We start from the raw sequence: 17,922 nt of genomic DNA, 5'->3' as shown, positions 1-17,922 counted from the left end.
ACGCCAAAATGTTCCGGGCGGCCCGCTACCGGCAGAGGACCTTCGTCGGGTTAGTTACGGCCGGCCATGATGCCACCGTCGACGTTGAGAATTGCGCCGGTTACCCAGCTGGCCGTCTCTGAGAGCAGATACGTGACGGCATTGGCGACGTCGGCAGGGGTTCCGACCCGCCCCAGCGGATGAAGCGGCGCGAAAGCGTCGAGCGTGGCATCGATCTCGTCTATCGGGACCCACCGCTCGAGAGCGGGGGTTTTCACGGCGGCCGGCGCCACCGCGTTGACGCGGATCTTGTGCCCGGCGAGCTCGATGGCCAGGTTATGGGTGAGCGCATGCAGGCCGGCTTTTTGCATCGAGTGCCCAGCGGATGGGGTCAGACCGAGCGCCTGATGCGCCCACATGCTGCCGATGTTCACGATGGAGCCGCCCTGCCCGCGGGCGATCATGCCCGCAACCACGGTCTGGGTCAGGAAGAACAGGGCATAGTTGAGCTCCATGTAGGAGTCGTAGTCCCGCGCGTCGTACTCGAGGAACGCCTTGGGGATGAAAAATCCGGCCGCATTTACCAGCAGTGTCGCGTCGCTGTGATCGTCCGAGAGCGCGCGCTGCACATCCGCGATCGCAGCGCGATCCGTCAGCTCGGCGGCGATGCCAAAGGCTTCGCCACGTCGGCTCGTCAGCTGAGCGACGGTGTCGTCGACACGCGCTTTCGAGCGTCCGACGATGACGGCGCTCCCGCCGTGATCGACGATGTCGATCGCGACCTGCCGGCCCATTCCGGCACTGCCGCCGACAACAATGACCTTCTTGCCCTCAAAATGCATATGCGGGTTCCCTTCCTGGTACCCCTGACGGCTCCGACTGGACCGCCTTGGCGTCGATGACGCATAACGGCCTGAGCCAAGGCGCCCAGCGACCGGGGTGACAATCCCGCCCGGTCCTGGTCGTACTGAGATTGCAGCCGGGCGGGGTGAGCTGTCATCACCCCAACCACCTATTCACCCGGGTGAGTAATGAAGCGCAGAGTGAAGCTAAGGCCGCGCGATAGTTAGTTTGTTGGCCTAAATGAATTGCGCGCCATCTGCTTTGCGAAATTAAATTTGTTCGCCATCGATCCGAAACCAGCTTCGATTCAGGGCCATCGCGCGTACGCTGAGCGATATGGTCAAGACCAAGACCAAGGTCTGCGTACATTGCGGCCATACGTTCGATCCGAACGACCGCCCGCGTGACCTATCCGATCCGGAATGGCTTCCGGCCGCATCCGCCTATTGTTCGCATGATTGTAGCGACCGGTTCCATTGCGATATGGGGCATTGCTGCTCGACCCACGCGAGGGAGAAGGCTCGGCGCGAAGCCGCCAAGGCGGCCCGATCCTCCAGCGGCTAGGCGGGCATAGCGGGCGGACACTACGTCTGCGGATCCGACGCAGCCCCGTGCCGCGGGTGGTACAACAGGGCACGAACCAGCGGACGCGGCCCCACGGACCGAAGCATCTGGCTTGCCGGCCGGACGCGTACCCGCTTCGGCCACCAGAACCAGCGTCCCATCACCGTCATGATCGACGGCGTGATGAGCGATCGGACGACGAAGGTGTCGAACAACAGGCCGATGCCGATCGTCGTGCCGAATTGGCCGATCGCCCGGAGATCGCTGGTGATCATCGTGGCCATGGTGACCGCGAACACCACACCGGCGGCAGTCACCACCGGTCCGGTGACACCCATGCCGCGGATGAGTCCCGTTTTCAGGCCGGCTCCGATCTCCTCCTCGATTCGGGAAACCAGCATCAGGTTGTAGTCGGATCCCACCGCCAAGAGCACGATTAGCGCGAATTCGGTTGCCACCCAGTGCAACTGGAAATTACCCAGGTGCTGCCAGATCAGTGTAGAGAACCCGAAGGCGGCCCCCAACGACATCACGATGGTGCCGACGATGACACCCGCCGCGACCAAAGCGCGGGTGACGATCACCATGATGATGAAGATGAGCACGATCGAGGCCACCCCGGCGATCATCAGGTCGTACTTGGCGCCGTTGGCGATGTCGTAAAACGTTGCGGCCGTGCCGCCGAGGTAGATGTCGGCGTTCTCCAGCGAGGTGAGTTTCAGCGCCTCCTTGGCCGCTTGGCGCTCCTGATCGACGGACGCGATGCCCTTCGTCGTCGCCGGATCCACAGCGTGCGTGATGATGAAGCGAGCGGCCTTGCCGTCCGGCGACACCATCAAGCTCAACCCCAGCAAGAAGTCTGGGTTCTGGAAGATCTCGGGTGGCAGGTAGAACAGGCTCTCCACCTGAGAGTCGTTGAACGACTTGCCCATTACGGCGTTCGTGTCGGTCAGCCGGTCGAACTGATCGATCAGACTGTCGAACGAGCTGTAGATGGTCAGCGTCGTATCGCGGATCGACTTCGAGACAGCGATATTCTCGGGAATGATCGCCAGCAATTCGCGCGTGGCCTTGGCCGTGTCGGTGAGGTCGCTGGTGAGGGCGTGGAACTTTTCGGCCAGCTGATCGAACCCGTCCAGGGCGTCGAACAGGCTTCGTAACGACCAGCAGATCGGGATGTCGTAGCAGTGCTTCTCCCAGTAGAAGTAACTGCGAATCGGTCTCCAGAAGTCGTCGAAATCCGCGATGTGGTCCCGGATCTCGTCCGTGATGGCCGCTGTCTCCCCCGTGGTTTTCGAGCTGTCGTCCGCGGCGTTCGCGAGCTTCTGGGTCACCGCGTACTGGCGCTCCAACAGGGCGATCTGGGTATCGAGGAAACCGGTGATCTTCTTGATGTCGGCGACGCGGTCCTTCAGGTAGTTCAGGTTGCTGCGGATCGGCGCGCTTTGCACACTGAGCTGGAACGGAATGGATCCGTCTTGAATTGGCGGGCCGAGGGGTCTCGTGATGCTCTGCACCCGTTCGATGCCCGGCACCCGGAAGATGGCGCCGGCAATCTTGTCCAGGACCAGCATGTCTCGAGGATTGCGCAGATCGTGGTCCGATTCGATCATCAGAAGGTCCGGGTTCAACCGGGCCTGGGTGAAGTGTTGATCGGCAGCGGTGTACGCCTGCACTGACGAAGCACTCTGCGGCAGGTAGTACAGGTCGTTGTAGCGCGGAGTGAAGCCCATCAAGCCAATTGCGCCGACGATCGCGAGGATGACGGAGGTGGCGAGGATGGGCGCCGGCCACCGCACGATGGCCGTCGCCAAACGGCGCCACCGGGTGTAGTTGAATTCGCGCTTCGGGTCGAAAAGGCCGAAGCCGCTTGCGAAGGCGATCAGCGCCGGGGTCAGCGTCACCCCGGCGGCCACCACCACCAGCAGGCCCACTGCACACGGAAACGCCAGCGAACTGAAGTACGGCAGCCGAGTGAATTTCAGACAGGCCAGCGCCCCAACGATCGTCAAACCCGAACCCAGCACCACCTTGGTGACACCGGCGAAGGTGTCGTAGTAGGCGGCTTCGCGGTGCAGGCCCCGTTCACGGCCCTCCTGGTAGCGGCCGACCATGAATATCGCGTAGTCGGTACCCGCCGCGATGGCCAGTGCCGTCAGCAAGTTGACGGCAAAGGTCGACAGCCCCATGATGCCGGTTTCGCCCAGTAGCGCTACCACGCCGCGGCCGGTAGCCAGTCCGACGAACAGGATGACCATCGTCAGCAGCACCGTGCCGATGGACCGATACACGAACATCAGCATGATCGCGATGATGATGATGGTGATGATCGTCATCTTGGCCAGGCTCGCGTCGCCGACAACGATCGTGTCGGCTGTCAGGGCTCCCTGACCGGCGACGTAGGCCTTCACCCCCGCCGGCGGCTTCGAATCCGCGACTGTTTTGCGAACCGCGGCAACCGATTTGTCCCCGACGGCTCCGCCCTGGTCACCGCGCAGGTTGACCTGGACATAGGCGGCCTTGTGGTCGTAGCTCTCGACACCGGAGGACGTGAATCGCTGCCCCCAGAAATTCAGCGCGTGCTCGACGTGTTCGTGATCCTGCTGCAGCTTCCTGACCAGATCGTCGTAATACCGGTGAGCGTCCTCGCCGAGAGGTTTGTCACCGACCAGAGTCACCAGGACGAGGTTGTCGGAGTCGTACTCCTTGAACTTCTGCCCGATGTGCTTCATCCCGGTCACCGATGGTGCGTCGGACGGCGAGAGGGGCACCGAGACCTCCTCGGCAACCTTCTCCAACTGTGGGACGAAGACGTTGACGCCGATCGCGATCAGCAGCCACAACACGATGATCGGCAGCGCCAAAACGCGGATGGTGCGGGCTAGTCGCGGTTTGCGCTCGACTTCGGTGCGCTGCGCGACTGGAATTCTGTCCGTGTCGCTCGTGTCGTCGGTCACGCGGACTTGTCCAAGCAGGAAACCTGCGCGTCGCGGTTGTTGGCCTGTTGTTGATCGACCAATTTGCCGTCGACGGTGATGCGGCAGCCGATGAAGGGACTGTCACCTTGGGCGACGACGTAGGCGAAGATGCCGGGCATCTCGGCGACGATCGTCTTCGACCACGGCAATGTGGTGAAGCTCGCCTTCTGCGGTAGTGAGTCCGCATCCATCCAGTTGACGACGCCGGTCGTCCCGGGCGGTCCCAGGATTTCGTAGATGGCGGTCTTGGCCGCATACGGCGGGGTCGCGTCCCGGGGATCGGGCTTGGGCAGGCCAGGTCCCGGGAACACGCCATTGAGTCGCATCACTGCAACGCCGCCGATGATGAGCGCCACGGCCACCACCATCGGGACCCATGTCCGCTTGAGAAGCCTCAACACCGTGCCCCCCGATCAGGAATGCTCGATGGGCCGATATTAAGGCATCTCTTCGCGTGCACCACGGCTAGCCGAACGCCATAGCGGTCGAGTTGATTCCCGGGGCGGGCTCCTTCGCTGTGATGGTGAAGGTCACTATTTCCTTTCGGCGATCGCATAAACGCTCACTGCGGAGGGGCGGGTTCGGTTGCGGCCGAGGGGCTGCTGGCCAGGGCCGGTTGAATACCGGGCCGGTCGCGGCACAACGCCGCGATGTCGCACGGCACAGGTTGGCACCCGGCGGGCGGATTGGTTATCAACAGTGCGGCGCACACTGCGCCCAGGGCGAATAGTGCGGCGCTGACCTCTAACACGTGGGCGAATCCGGTAGCGCTTACCGTGCCAACGCTGATCAGGCCGATCGACCCGATCGACATCAGCGCGGCGAGTCGTGAGACGGCGTTGTTGATTGCCGATACCAGGCCGCTGTGTTCGGTCGGCACCGAGGCCAGCGTCACCGACATCAGCGGTGTGATAGTCGTGACCAGCCCGATGGCCAGCACGGTCATCCCGGGAATGAGGTCGGTGATTGCGTGGAATCCATTGGGTTTAGGGCGGATCAGCAGCAGCCCGATTCCCGCTGAGACGGGGCCCGCGATCAGGAACGCGCGTGGTCCCACCCGCGCGGCGATGCGGCCGACGTGACGGGCGAACACGAACGACAGCGCCGGGATCGGCAGGGTGGCCAGTCCGGCCGCGGTGGCTGAGTAGCCGCCGACTTCTTGGGTGTAGAGGGCGATGGCCAGCGAACCCAGCGTCAACGCGCCGTAGACGAACGCGGTGACGAGGTTGGCCGCGGCGAAGTTGCGAAAGGTGAACAGCGGCAACGGAAGCATCGGACACGTGCTGCGGCGTTGCCATCTCACGAAGCCGGCCAGTGCGGCCATCCCGATCGCCAACGGTGTGATGACCATCGGGTCGGTCCAGCCATCACGTTGCGATTCGATCAACGCATACACGGTCGCGGCCAGCCCCACCGCCGACAAGCCCGCCCCGGCGGTATCGACGCGGGCGCCTTCGGCCCGCCCCGACGTCGGGCACAGCCAGAACGTCAGCGCATACCCGACAACCATGGGGATCGCGGACAACACGAAAATCCAACGCCAGCCTAGGAAATCCACGCACAATCCGCCCAGCAGGGGGCCCAAGGCGAAGGCGGTTCCCGTCCACCCGGTCCAGACGCCGATCGCCGCGGACTGGTGCGCTTTGTCGAACACCGTGTTGATCAGCGCCAGCGAACCCGGCACGAGGAACGCCGCACCCACGCCCTGAATGAGACGCGCGGTGATCAGCATCGCCGGTGACGCTGCAACCGCCGCCAGAACCGACCCCGCCCCGAAAGCCAACAGCCCGAACCGCATCACCGGAACGCGCCCGAACAGATCCGAGATCGACCCGCCGGGCAGAATCGCGGCGGCCATCGCCAACAGGTAGCCGTCGACGATCCATTGTTGCAACGCCAGGCCGCCACCGAGGTCGTGCTCGGTGGCCGGCAAAGCCAGGTTGATCACGGAGGAGTCGAGGAACGCGACCATCGACACCATTACCGCGACCACCATCGCGCGGCTGGTCGGTGCCGCGTCGCGTAACGTCACTGCGGGCTCACCATCGGTCGAAACGCAGCACGTCGTCGAGCGGAATCCGTTTGGCCCGGCGGAAGGTCGTGCCGGTGTAGTACGCGGTGGGGATGGTCGTGGCGTGATAGACGTTGTCGGGCAGTCCGAGGATGGCCCGCATCTCGTCGTCGGCCATTATGGTCACCCCGGTCCACGTGGTTCCCAAGCCCCGAGAGCGCGCGGCGAGCATGTAGCTCCATGTGGCGGGCATCACCGAACTCCAATACTGGTTGGCGTTTTCGGCCGTCAGCCTGCCGTCACCATCGATGACCTCGACGCACGGGATCATCAACACTGGGACCTCGCAAAAGTGCTCGGCGAGATACGCCGCACTGTCGGACACCTTGCGCTGCTCGCGATTGCGCGCGGGGTCGTCCTTGAACCGATCAGCGACCGCGAAAGGGGACGCGACAATCAAGTCCCATGTGCGGCGGTACACATCGCCGATCGCGCGACGCTGTTCGGCATCGGTGACGACGATGAAGCTCCAGTTCTGCACGTTGGACGAGGTCGGCGCCTGCACCGCGATCTCCAGGCATTCCCGGATCAGGCCGATGGGAACAGGTTTCGTCAAATCGAGACGTTTGCGCACCGAGCGGGTCGTGGTCAACAGTGCGTCGGTGGACAAGTCGACGATGGGGTAATCGCTCATGTCGGCAGGATGGCGATGACTTCGACTTCCACGCGGATGTTGGGCCACACCAGCCCGTCGATGATGCTGAACATGCCGGCGGGTTCGTGGCGGATGATCTCTTTGCTCACCGCCAGGTAGGCGGACGCATTGTCACGGCTGGTGACCCATTGGCGCATGTAGACGATGTCCGTGAGCTTCGCGCCGGCCTTGCCGAGCGCGTTTTCGACGTTGGCCCAGCACTGCCGGGCTTCGTCGGTGAAGTCCTCGGGCAGGGTGCCGTCTTCGCGCACCCCGGGCGTTCCGGCGACGAAAATGTATGTGCCGCCGCCTGATACGGCGAGAGCGTCGGCGTATTTGCCGATGTGATCGGCTACTCCGGTGCGGATCCGGGTAATGGTGGTCATCTCGAGACTCCTTGGTGATGTGAGATTTTTCCTTGTGATGGCGACTTCGCTAGATGTCTTTCGTGATGACCACCCCGTTGGACTCGTGGCCTGCGACGACGTGTGCGAGGGCAGAAGCGGCCTGATCCAGCCCGCAGGAGCGCGGGGTCGGCATGCTCAACCGGCCGGAGGCGAGTAGCGCGGCCAGGCCGTCGAGTTGAGCGCCGTCGGAACGGACGTAGACCGCGGTTACGCGGATGCCGCGGGTGGGTGCAGGCGGGTCGGGGGTGATGGTGGCCAGCCGGCCACCGTCGGCAAGCGCGGTCATCGCCACAGCTGCGCCCCCGGGGGCCGCGTTGGCGACGGCGTCGATATTGTCTTTTGCCAACGCCTTTGCGTGCTGTGGCCACAGCGGATCGCCGTAGTCTATTACTTCGCGGGCACCATGCCCGCGGACTCGGTCGGCGCTGCGCGGACCGGCGGTGGCGAGCACATCGACACCACGCAGGGCGGCCAGCTGGACAATGAGCCCGCCGGTGATTCCACCCGCGCCATGAACGAGCAACGTTTCTCCACCGTGAAGGGCCAACGCCTCACCGACCACCTGCTCGGCGGTCAACGCCGGCACCGGAAAGATCGCTGCGATCTCCCACGGAATCGCGGGCGGTTTGTGGGCGAGCGATCCGACGGCTGCGATCAGAAACGGCGCCCACGTACCTTGGCCGCGCAGCGGTACCGGGTGGCACAGCACCTCATCGCCCACACTGAATCCGCTCGGACGATTACCGACGGCCTTGATGACCCCGGCGGCCTCGACGCCGAGCGCCAGCGGCGGCCTGGTGCCAACGTCCCAGCCGCCGTAGCGAATGATGTTGTCCCAGTTGCCAATCCCGGCCGCGCGAATGTCAATGAGGACCTCGTCGGCCGCCAACGGTCGCGGGTCGTCCACTTCGAGCGTCTCCACGTTGCCGCCCAGCGTGCGGACCCCCGCTACCAGCATTGTCACAGCGAAACGACCGGCCAGTCGTAGGTCATAGAGGTTCCTCTCGAAGATTGAGGGCTAATGGAATTGAGAAACAAGGCGATTCGCTTGAGCGCCCGTGTTTACGTTCTGCGCCCCGTTTAATGGGCCGAGTTCGGTTTCTTCGGCGAGTAGCGGATCCCAGACCTGATTGACCGTTGGTTGTGGCGCGACGGCGTGGCGTAGGAGACTGATTGGGACCTTCGCGACGATGGCCAGGGTGGCGGCTTGAACCAATTCGGAGAACTCCGGGCCCACAAACGTCGCTCCCAGCAGTGTGTTGGTCTCGGCGTCGATGACCAACTTCGCCCATCCATCGAAGCCGTCCCGGTAGAGGGCGAGGTGGGACACCGCGTCGGGATAACGAGCGGTTCGCGTTCGTACCGCGAACCCTTCTGCGCGGGCCTGACTTTCCGTGCGCCCCGCCCTGGCTACTTGAGGCTCCGTGAAGATAACCTGCGCGGTGCTGCCGCCATCATGGGCAGCCAGCTCGTTGTCGCTCAGTTCTCGTCCCGCGGCCCGGGCCGCGATGATCTCGGCCACAAGACGGCCGTGGTACGTGGAGATATGAGACAGCCGAGCACGCCCGGTGGTATCTCCCAGCGCGTAGAGCCAACCGCCTGTGACGCCGACCGCCTGTAAATGGTCGTCCACAGAAACGATCCCGTCCGGCAGCCCAAGGGTTTCCAGTCCGATGTTGTCGGTATTGGTGCGCCGTCCGGCGGCCAGGACAATCTCGTCTACCTCGATGGTCTGGCGGTGGAAGGTTGCGGTGACGGGCCCGCCCGCCACGGGTCGGGCCACCTCCGACAACTCCGTCTCAAAATGAATCGTGACGCCTTTGCTTCGCAGTGACCGCGCGACCTGCTCGCGGGCTTCGGGTTCGAAGTTGGGAAGCAGGGTGCTCCCACGTACCAGAAGTGTTACCGCGGATCCCAAACCGGTCAGGATGGTCGCGAACTCGACACCGACCGGGCCGCCACCCACCACCAGCGCGCGGGGCGGCACATGCGTCATGGTCGTCAAATCTCGATTGGTCCACGGGCGTGCTTGCGCCAACCCAGGTATCTCCGGCACGTGAGGACGGGTGCCGGTGGCAACAACGACCGCGTGGCGTGCAGTCAAGACGGCTTCGGTGGCATCTCCCAGGGCGTAGGCCACGCGCACTGTTCGTTGGCCGCTCAACCGGCCAATGCCATGAAACACTGCCGCACCGGCTTGCTGCAGTGATGCCGTCCGGTCTTGGTCCGAGAGGTGCTCGATGATCGCGTCGCGCTTCGCGAAGACAGCCGCAACGTCCAGCGCTCCGCGCGAAATGGTTTCTCGCACACCAGGGACCGCCTTCGCGAGATTGAACACCTCGATCGGGCGGATCAGCGTTTTGCTCGGGTTGCAGGCGAAGTAATGACACTCCCCACCGACCAGACGATCCTCGACGAGCGCTACCGAAAGGCCCACGGACGCAAGCTTCCGCACGGCGGCCACACCACCCACCCCGCCGCCTACGACGACCACGTCGAAGTCTGTACTAGCTTTCATCTGCCTTCACTTCCGAACCGACTCAATGGATTAGCCGCAGCCACCGTCGGCTCGCGATGGTTTCGAGTGTCCGGACTGGACATTGCGCCAGGGCGGTGTGGCGGCGATGTTGTGCCGAGTATCGCGTAGGCCGCGGCTGCGCTTGCCGCGGAGAAGACACTGTAGTTAAGCGGTGATTCCACACCGAGGGATGCGGCCATCGCGGTTCCAAATATCACGAGCACCAAGCAAGTCGCAGCGCCCACGAATTTTGGTTGCCAGCCGCTGAGGAGCAAGACTCCCAGGGTCGTTTCGGTTGCGGTGGCAGCCCATACGATCACGGTCAATAACCATCCAGAAGCAAATGGAACGAGCTGGTGGGCATAGTCGGCAAAAGCAGCCATGCTCCCCCAGCTTTCCGGCCCAAACGGCTTCCACCAACCGAATCGGTCTGCAACAGCCGACAGAAAGGCGGCCGCGAGCGACAAGCGCAGCGCTATCCGGACGGCCCGGATCGGATCAGGCGTGCGCACGGAGCCCTCCCGGAAATGGGATAACGTCGTCACATTGTGGATACCAAACGGTGCGAACAGTTTTCATCGTCGACGCGACAGCTCATTGTCTCGCATTGTCGTCCGTGGTAAGCGGGCCGTCTCCGGTGTCAACCAGGAAGACTGCGAGTAATTCAGCGGGTTCGGTGGCGCTGGCATTTTCACTGATCGTGTGGTGCGCGCCGGGGGCTTCACTCCACGTCTCGCCGGCGTGATAGACGCGCGCAGGCTCACCTTCGACTTGACTGCGGATCGCTCCGGAGATCACGTACGCCATGATGAACGCCGATCTCGCGTGGTGGTGAGCTCCGCTCCTAGCTCCGGGCGGATAGCTGACTGACACTGCTTCAAGTGATTTGCCCGGAACATTGGGGGCAGGTTGATTGAAAACCGGTCGGACAACCGGGTTTTGACCCGACTTCTCCGGCGCCGCCTCGGCGTGGCAAGCGGACGCGAGTGTCGCAACTGTCAGTGCGGCGAGTGGTATTTTTAGCGCCATTTTTGGCTGCCTTCCATCTTCAGTCTTCGGCGACGCGCAGGATCGTCTTGCCGGGGATGCGCTTGCCGGGAGCGAATGCGGTGGCAGCTTCGGCGAGTGGCAGCACGGCACCCACCACCGGCTTGAGGCGTCCATCCCGGACTCGCGCGGCGAGGTCGGCGAGCTGGGCACGATCGGCTTCGACAAGGAAGAAAATTGCTCGCCCATCGCGCGGCAGGGTCTTCGGCGGCTCGGCGATGGTGACGAGCGTTCCACCAGCCCGCACCAGAGCCGCCGAGCGGGCGAGAATGTCTCCGCCGATCACGTCAAACACGACGTCGACTTCGCCTGCGTCCTCAAGGTTTTCGGTCTCCAGGTCGAGGAAGGTATGGACGCCCAGCTCCCCCGCCCGGTCCCGGTCGGCGGTCCGGCCAGTACCGATGACGCGCGCACCGACCTCGCGGGCGAGCTGCACCGCGATCGACCCAACCCCACCCGCGGCGCCGTGGATTAGAACCGTTTGCCCGGCGGCGAGGCGGCCGTGGTCGAACAAGCCCTGCCAGGCGGCCAATCCAGAGATTGGGAGCGCCGCGGCCACAGTATGGTCGATGTCCATCGGCAGCGGTGCGAGATTACGGGCTTCCATCGCGGTGTACTCCGCCAGCGAGCCGTTGCGAGCCCAGTCGGCGAGCCCGAACACTCGCTGACCGACAGTCAAAAGGGTGGTGCCGTAGCCTAACTCAACCACGACGCCCGACAGCTCGTGGCCGGGCACGCTCGGTGTCCGGTCATGACCCGCGCGGTCGATCCAGGTGTGCGGCCACTCAAGCTCCCCGGGTGTGAAACCGGCAGCGTGCACCCGCACGACGACATCGTTGTCGGCCGCCTCGGGGTAGGGCAGGTCCGTCAGCGACAGGCCGGCGACACCGGCGTCACGATCTGAAACAGTGATGGCTCGCATTACAGGTCCTTCCTGATGTGGGTTGTTTCCGTCGGGTCGGCCGCGGGCTGCGGTTGTACGCTGACGAGCTCCAGGCCCAGATCGCGGACCCGGTCGAGAAGTCCGTAAAGCTGTGACTGGTCGCGGATTTCACCGGTGAACACGGTTTCGTTCGCACCGGCCTCGAGGCGCATCCCTTCAAATGCGTACCCGAGCCGCTCGGTCACGCGGCCTTGAATGCACATCCGGTACGTGGTCGGCTGCATTTGCCCTCCGCTCGCCAGCTGTTGAGTCAGCATTCACCGACGCGGGGTGAGTCGTCATCACCCGGCGAGCTAATTCACCCGGGTGAGCACAGCACGCATCACTGGGCGGATGGGCACGCATCAGGGCCCGCGGTCGTTATCCGGCGGATGCTGCGTCACAGTGATGGTGATCGTGGGCCGGCCCTGAGTGGGAGCACCGCGGATGCCGCGTACGGCCATACCCGCCAAAAGCATTTCGTTGAGCAGATTTTCCGGGATCGCTGCCAGGACGGTCGGGGCAGCGCCGGGGAGGGTGTTCGGCCACGCTGCCGCGGCGCGTCTGATCGGCGGGGCGGCCGCCGACCAGCTCGGGGGCACCGACAGCGCGCCGATTGAGGAGGCTCGGCTCAAACCCGCCGACGACACAGGTCCCGTACCGCCGCCTGGCCCCAGGTCTGCCGAGCCCGATGACACTGTTGCGCCCGTTCCTGAGCCTGCCGGAGCCGCCCCCAAACGTTGCAGTATGGCGTCCATCTTGCTGGCACCGTCTGGGTCGTAGTGCGCCGCATATCCCAAGCCCGCGTACGACCCGGCCATGCCCGTCGACGTGATACCCGTCGACACCGACGCAACGGCCAGGTTCACCGGGCTCAATAAGCTAAGCAATTGCGAGAACGATGGCAGTGATGCCGCGGCGGCCGGTAAGGGCAGCGCAAGTCCCTGAAGCGCATTGGGTACTGCGGAGAGCAGCTGCGAGCCGGTCGACATGACGGTCTGGGTGGCTGTCCCGGCCGGCGTGGAGCTGGCGTGGGCAACCGCAGCAACCTGGCCGGCGACCCCGGCTGGATTTGTTGTGGGCGGGGGCGGGGTGAACGGCGGTAGCGCCGAAGCGGCAGCGGATGCGCCGGCATACTCGTACATCGCCCCGGCATCCTGGGCCCACATTTCGCCGTACTCGGCTTCGGTCGCCGCGATCGCCGGGGTGTTTTGGCCGAGGATGTTTGTCGCGATCAGCAACATCAGCCGCGCGCGGTTGGCTGCCACCACCGGTGGGGGCACCGTCATCGCAAATGCGGCCTCGTAGGCGGCGGCGGCCGCCCTGGCCTGGGTGGCGGCCTGCTCGCACAGCGCAGCAGTCGTCGTCAGCCACCAGACGTAGGGTGCGGTGGCGGCCGCCATCGTCACCGACGCGGGACCCAGCCATGCTGCGCTGGTCAGGTCCGAGATCACCGACCCATAGGCCGCGGCCGCGGAGTGCAAGTCGGCGGCCAGCCCGTCCCAGGCTGCCGAGGCAGCCAGCATCGACCCACAGCCGGGCCCGGAATACATCCGGCCCGAGTTGATTTCTGGTGGCAACGCCCCGAAATCCATCTTCGAAAACCCTAGGGTGCCTTGGCTATCCGGTCGCTTCGCGGATGCAGCGGCCGATCTGGCGCAGTGAGCAGGTGGCTTCCGGGATCATCGGCGCGGCGAGTTGGAACACGTGGGTGTGGCCCGGCCAAACCCGCATATCGACGGCCACACCGGCGGTGGCCAGTCGCTGGGCTGCCGGCTGCGCGTCGTGAAGCAGCACCTCGCACACATGCACCAACATGGGCTGTCAACACTTCCGGGGCCGGCTCATCGTGCCGGCTCTAGTTGAGGGCCGGCGCGCACGCTGCGCATAAGCGCGCGGTCTGCCGGTCAACGAATCTGGGTGAGTCGCTGGGTTTTTGACGCGCAGCGCCGCATACCGCGCACTGTTGGTCGGCGGCGGCCGCCTGCCGGTCACGGCGCTCCCAGACGGCCGCTCGTCCCTGCGCCATCGCCTTGCGGCGTCGCCTGCCCGCGAACGCGATCAGCCCGGCCGCGACAAAGGATCCCGTACAGATGGCGGCGGTGACGCCGAAATCGATTGGCTGACCATTGATCAACGTGAGGACCGCGTAATCACCGGAAACCACGGCCGCAAACAGGAAGGCAATCCGTAGTCGTCGGGTCATGGTGCCAGCCCCTCGGGCGGCCGGATCGGGCGCACAGTGAAGACACTGCCCAGGTATCCAGTGGGACGCCCGCAGGTGGTGCACGCCGGGTGGGCGCCGCATCGGGACGCCATCTCGCGCTTGTCGCCCACGTAGGTCGCGATCGCCCATTGCAGAGTTGACAGGCAGGCCTGGCAGAGCGTTTCGACGAGGTCGCCGTCTGGGCTCAGCCCCATCTGGTCGCATCCGTCAATGGCGTGTATCTCGGCGACCGCCACCGCCGGTGCCCCGCATGTAATGCCGGTCGACACCCGCTGGGCACTGCAGATCGGCTGCAGCGCGTGAAGTTGATCCTCGATCGCCGGGACGGCGTCCATCGCGGCTTCTCCCTTCCGATGCGCCCAACGCCGTGCGAAGGCGGCGGCATCACGCATTCGATGCGGCAGCCATGGTGATCGCGCGACGCCGCCGCCGTATTCAGCAGGCGATCGTTGAAATTGGCGAGGCTTCATCTAATTTCTCCAATTTGTCGCGATGGCGTTCCGCGGTGATCAGCGCAGCCAAGCCGTCCACCGCCATCGCGACGCGTTGCTCGCTTGAGCGGCCCCGAACGCAGATCCGAAAACATGCCCGGATCCACGTACCGTCCGCTCGCCATCTATCTGTTGAGCGAGCATTAACCGACGTGGGATGAGTGGTCATCACCCGGCGAGCTGATTCACCCGGGCGATTCGGCGGGTGTTTCGAGCATCAGGGAATGAAGCACCCCGGGCCTCCCGGCGAGGACGCATCTGATGCAGCCGAATGGCGGTTCACCAAATGGGGCGGAGAAGCTCGCCTACACTGACTGCCAGCGCTAGCGGTGGCGAGAACTGTGGATTACATAACTTGGAAGTCTTCCCCCCGCCTACTTCACGTCGGTGGGCGGCGGTTCGCGTGAACACCGCGAGGGCGTCGGGGAAGGCACGCACACCGCCGATTCGCGGGCGTGCAGGCGAGCTGAAGGTGATCGGCACGCAGATCGCGGCGCTCGCTCAGGGGCGCGGCGGCGTAGTGGTCATCGAGGGTCCGCCCGGCATCGGCAAGAGTCGGTTGCTCACCGAGGTCTTGGCGCTCGCCGAGAAGGCCGGTGTGCGGGCACTATTCGGCGAGGCCTTCGAGTACCAGCAGACGGTGCCATTTTTCTCACTGTTCATGGCGACCCTGCGCGCGGATCCCCCCGTCGGTGATGCGGAGGCTTTGCGCCGCTTGGGCACATCGGCCGATCTTCGCTACTGGGTGGTGCGCGATTTACAAGCCGCCATTCATGCGGCCGCGTCCCGAATACCCTTGGTGATCCTCCTCGAGGACATCCACTGGGCCGACAACGCCACCCTGCTGGCGCTGCGGTCACTGGCCGCGACGAGGCCCGATGCCCCGGTGCTGTGGGTGCTCACCGCACGAACCGGCGCCGGCGGGCCGGCCGTTCGCGAGACGCTGACCGCGCTGGAACGTGAGGATGCCAGGTTTCTGCGGTTGGCGGCGATGACACCGAGCGCCGTCGCGGACATAGTGCAGGACGCCGTGCGAGCCAACGCGGATGCGTCGCTCCTGACTCTGGCCGACAAGGCGCACGGCAACCCGTTCCTGCTGACGGAGCTGCTTCGAGGATTGGACGAGGAGGGCCGGCTCGACGTCAGCGGCGGGCGCGCGGTCGCCACCGGAGAAACGTTGCCGCGGCGACTCAGCGACACTATGCAGCAACGACTCGACCAGCTCTCGCACGCCGCGAGCCAAGTCGTACGAGTCGCCGCTGTGCTGCCTGACCGATTCTCGGCCCGGCTGCTCGCGGCGATGCTGGAACGCCGACCGGCCGCCCTGATATCGGCGGTAGACGAGGCAGTCCGCGCCGACTTCCTCATAGAAGACGGCGATCAAATGAGGTTTCGTCACGATCTGCTGCGCGAAGCGACGCGGCAATCGTTGCCCCAATCGCTGCGCCGAGCGATGGAGCGGCAATCGGCGACCGTCATGCTGGACATGGGTGCGGCGCCCGAGGAGGTTGCAACCCAGCTCGCCCGCAGCGCTGAGGTGGGTGATCAGGCCGCGATCTCCGCACTCCGCGAAGCCGCGCAGTCGGTGGCCAACAGCGATCCCGGCGCTGCGTCGGATTTGAGCAAGCGCGCGTTGGAGCTTTTGTCTCCCCAAGATCCGGGACGTGGGCCGCTGGTGACGGAAACGATCGTGCTGCTCAATCGGGCCACCCGCTACGAGGAGGCGCAACGATTGGCCAGCACCACCCTGTCCGCCGCGCTGGAGCCCGAAGAAGAGGCCAAGATCCTCCTCCGGCTTCGGACGGCGATCACAGATACGACCGCGCGACACATCGAAGAGAACCGCCGCGCGCTTCAGTTGCCCGACCTCAGCGACGTCACCCAGGCACGGCATCGCGCATGGCTGGCGTACAACCTGACGATGTACGGCCAACACGGGCAGGACAGCGCCGCAGCCGACGATGCGGCGGCCGCCGCCGCATCCACCGGCGATCTCGAGTCGAGGATTCTGTCCGGAGTTGCACTCGCCTACCTCGACTGTGCGAACGGGCGCGCGGGCCGCGCACTCCACCGCGTTGAGGAACTCCAAGCCCTGCCCCCCGCGGGCGATATGACGACGCATAATCTCGCCGGATGCCACCTGGCAAACCTGCTTGCCGTGGTCGGACGGCTGGAAGATGCGGCGGCGCTGGTCGCGACCGGCACAGAAACATCCCAAAGGGAACGCGACGGCATGGCGCTTCACATCTGGGCCCTGATGGCGGGCGTGGTGCAGGCGGCCGCGGGCCGTCTGTCGGCCGCCCGCGTCACCACCGAACAGCTGCCAACGCCGGAGCAACCGGGGTCGACCTTCGTAAACGCGATGCGCATGTTCACCCTGGCTGAGGTGGCGGCGCGCACCGACGACCGAACGTTGTTGGTAGAGACTATGAATGAGGCGCGCGATGCGTACTCCGACGGTTCGCCCGCCGTACGTCGCGGGGCGGCGTGCGCGTTAGGGCTGGCGGCGTGGCAGCGCGACGATGTTCATGAAGCGGTTCGCTGGCTCGGCGGCGATATCTCGCTACTCATGACACCGTTCTTGCCGACCGTCCTGGATCAGCTGACCCTGACCGCGCGGGTAGCGTCAGCCGCCGGTGATGCAGGTTTGCGCGCGCGCCTCCTTGACGCCATTGCAGTGCTCGAACGCGAGCCGTCGGGCGTTCCGTTGTTCCCCACAGTCGCCCAACACATCCGCGCAATCCTCGAGCGTGACGCCCAGGCATTGGTGGTTGCCGCCGAGTTGCTCCAGTCCTCTTCGCGGCCGCTTCTTTACGCTGGCGCCGCCGAGGATGCCGGCGGCGAGCTGAGTCGCGCACAGCGCAACGCCGAGGCGCTCGACCAGCTGAACACGGCATTCGACACCTACATCGAGTGCGAGGCGATTGCCGATGCCCGCCGGGTCGGCCGCGCGCTGCGCGGGTTGGGCGTGGAACGGCGCATCGTCAACCACCCACGCGCAAAAACGGGCTGGGACAGCCTCACCGACTCTGAACTCACGGTCATCAACCTCATCGCGCAAGGCGCGACCAACCGCGACGTCGCTACCGAGCTGCACCTCTCCCCCCACACCGTGAAGACCCACGTCCACAACGCATTCGCCAAGCTCGGCATCACTTCCCGCGCCCAATTGGCGCAGCTCATGCGCGGCTTGGATTGACGCACAGCAAATCGGCTAGGTGACCGTGCGCAGCTTACAATG

At 64.9% G+C, this 17,922-nt stretch carries 15 protein-coding genes and 2 pseudogenes; 2 read left to right on the top strand and 15 right to left on the bottom strand.

Translation table 11 applies throughout. From position 1 onward, the window contains the following. Window positions 1–50: 50 nt before the first annotated feature. The 14 genes and pseudogenes from A5732_RS10915 to A5732_RS10845 all read right to left on the bottom strand — a co-directional run. Window positions 51–821 carry an SDR family NAD(P)-dependent oxidoreductase gene (locus A5732_RS10915; RefSeq protein WP_076052637.1) on the bottom strand — a complete coding sequence of 257 codons (771 nt, stop codon included), beginning with the start codon at window positions 819–821 and terminating at the stop codon, window positions 51–53. A gap of 585 nt (window positions 822–1,406) precedes the next feature. Further along, window positions 1,407–4,343, bottom strand: a complete 2,937-nt coding sequence (locus A5732_RS10905; protein ID WP_076052635.1) for an RND family transporter — start codon at window positions 4,341–4,343, stop codon at window positions 1,407–1,409. Next, window positions 4,340–4,762: an MmpS family transport accessory protein gene (locus tag A5732_RS10900; RefSeq protein WP_170880021.1), complete on the bottom strand. Its 423-nt coding sequence runs from the start codon at window positions 4,760–4,762 to the stop codon at window positions 4,340–4,342. Before A5732_RS10900 ends, A5732_RS10905 begins: the two co-directional genes overlap by 4 nt. Before the next feature lie 164 nt (window positions 4,763–4,926). Continuing rightward, complete coding sequence (locus A5732_RS10895; protein ID WP_076102225.1) at window positions 4,927–6,360, bottom strand: MFS transporter; 1,434 nt, start codon at window positions 6,358–6,360, stop codon at window positions 4,927–4,929. A gap of 43 nt (window positions 6,361–6,403) precedes the next feature. Next, window positions 6,404–7,069 carry a nitroreductase family protein gene (locus tag A5732_RS10890; RefSeq protein ID WP_076052634.1) on the bottom strand — a complete coding sequence of 222 codons (666 nt, stop codon included), beginning with the start codon at window positions 7,067–7,069 and terminating at the stop codon, window positions 6,404–6,406. Further along, window positions 7,066–7,455, bottom strand: a complete 390-nt coding sequence (locus A5732_RS10885; RefSeq protein WP_076052633.1) for a RidA family protein — start codon at window positions 7,453–7,455, stop codon at window positions 7,066–7,068. Before A5732_RS10885 ends, A5732_RS10890 begins: the two co-directional genes overlap by 4 nt. A 49-nt stretch (window positions 7,456–7,504) precedes the next feature. After that, window positions 7,505–8,434, bottom strand: coding sequence for an NADP-dependent oxidoreductase (locus tag A5732_RS10880; RefSeq protein ID WP_253189043.1), 930 nt, complete (start codon window positions 8,432–8,434; stop codon window positions 7,505–7,507). Between the two features lie 60 nt (window positions 8,435–8,494). Beyond that, entirely contained in the window at window positions 8,495–9,994 is a 1,500-nt protein-coding gene (locus tag A5732_RS10875; RefSeq protein WP_081389520.1) for a dihydrolipoyl dehydrogenase family protein, read from the bottom strand. An 86-nt stretch (window positions 9,995–10,080) separates the two neighbouring features. After that, a pseudogene (locus A5732_RS27590) lies at window positions 10,081–10,506 on the bottom strand (hypothetical protein); the annotation flags it as partial. 82 nt (window positions 10,507–10,588) lie between these two features. Then, window positions 10,589–11,023, bottom strand: coding sequence for a cupin domain-containing protein (locus A5732_RS10865; protein WP_076102183.1), 435 nt, complete (start codon window positions 11,021–11,023; stop codon window positions 10,589–10,591). 19 nt (window positions 11,024–11,042) lie between these two features. Continuing rightward, window positions 11,043–11,963, bottom strand: a complete 921-nt coding sequence (locus A5732_RS10860) for an NADP-dependent oxidoreductase (protein WP_065057091.1) — start codon at window positions 11,961–11,963, stop codon at window positions 11,043–11,045. Next, window positions 11,963–12,208, bottom strand: a complete 246-nt coding sequence (locus A5732_RS10855) for a hypothetical protein (protein ID WP_139334634.1) — start codon at window positions 12,206–12,208, stop codon at window positions 11,963–11,965. The genes A5732_RS10860 and A5732_RS10855 overlap by 1 nt, the downstream gene beginning before the upstream one ends. Before the next feature lie 120 nt (window positions 12,209–12,328). Next, the gene (locus A5732_RS10850) at window positions 12,329–13,558 is read right to left on the bottom strand and encodes a PPE family protein (RefSeq protein ID WP_076052630.1); all 1,230 of its coding nucleotides are present in this window, start codon (window positions 13,556–13,558) and stop codon (window positions 12,329–12,331) included. A gap of 25 nt (window positions 13,559–13,583) precedes the next feature. Then, a pseudogene (locus A5732_RS10845) lies at window positions 13,584–13,778 on the bottom strand (esterase); the annotation flags it as partial. Window positions 13,779–13,899: 121 nt separating this feature from the next. On the opposite strand from A5732_RS10845, the gene A5732_RS27465 reads away from it, so the two are divergent. Next, window positions 13,900–14,157, top strand: coding sequence for a hypothetical protein (locus tag A5732_RS27465; protein WP_076102182.1), 258 nt, complete (start codon window positions 13,900–13,902; stop codon window positions 14,155–14,157). A gap of 8 nt (window positions 14,158–14,165) precedes the next feature. Here the strand turns inward: A5732_RS27465 and A5732_RS10835 are convergent, their stop codons facing one another. After that, complete coding sequence (locus A5732_RS10835) at window positions 14,166–14,525, bottom strand: phosphoenolpyruvate carboxylase (RefSeq protein WP_249266734.1); 360 nt, start codon at window positions 14,523–14,525, stop codon at window positions 14,166–14,168. A gap of 559 nt (window positions 14,526–15,084) precedes the next feature. Between A5732_RS10835 and A5732_RS10830 the strand changes: the two genes are divergently transcribed. Beyond that, complete coding sequence (locus tag A5732_RS10830; protein ID WP_076102181.1) at window positions 15,085–17,880, top strand: helix-turn-helix transcriptional regulator; 2,796 nt, start codon at window positions 15,085–15,087, stop codon at window positions 17,878–17,880. Window positions 17,881–17,922 lie beyond the last annotated feature (42 nt).

The sequence above is a fragment of the Mycobacterium colombiense genome (genome assembly GCF_001953985.1).
In the GTDB taxonomy this organism is placed as follows: Bacteria; Actinomycetota; Actinomycetes; order Mycobacteriales; family Mycobacteriaceae; genus Mycobacterium; species Mycobacterium colombiense_B.
The sequence above is the reverse complement of the archived record's forward strand: the minus strand, read 5'-3'. Positions and strand labels throughout refer to the sequence as shown.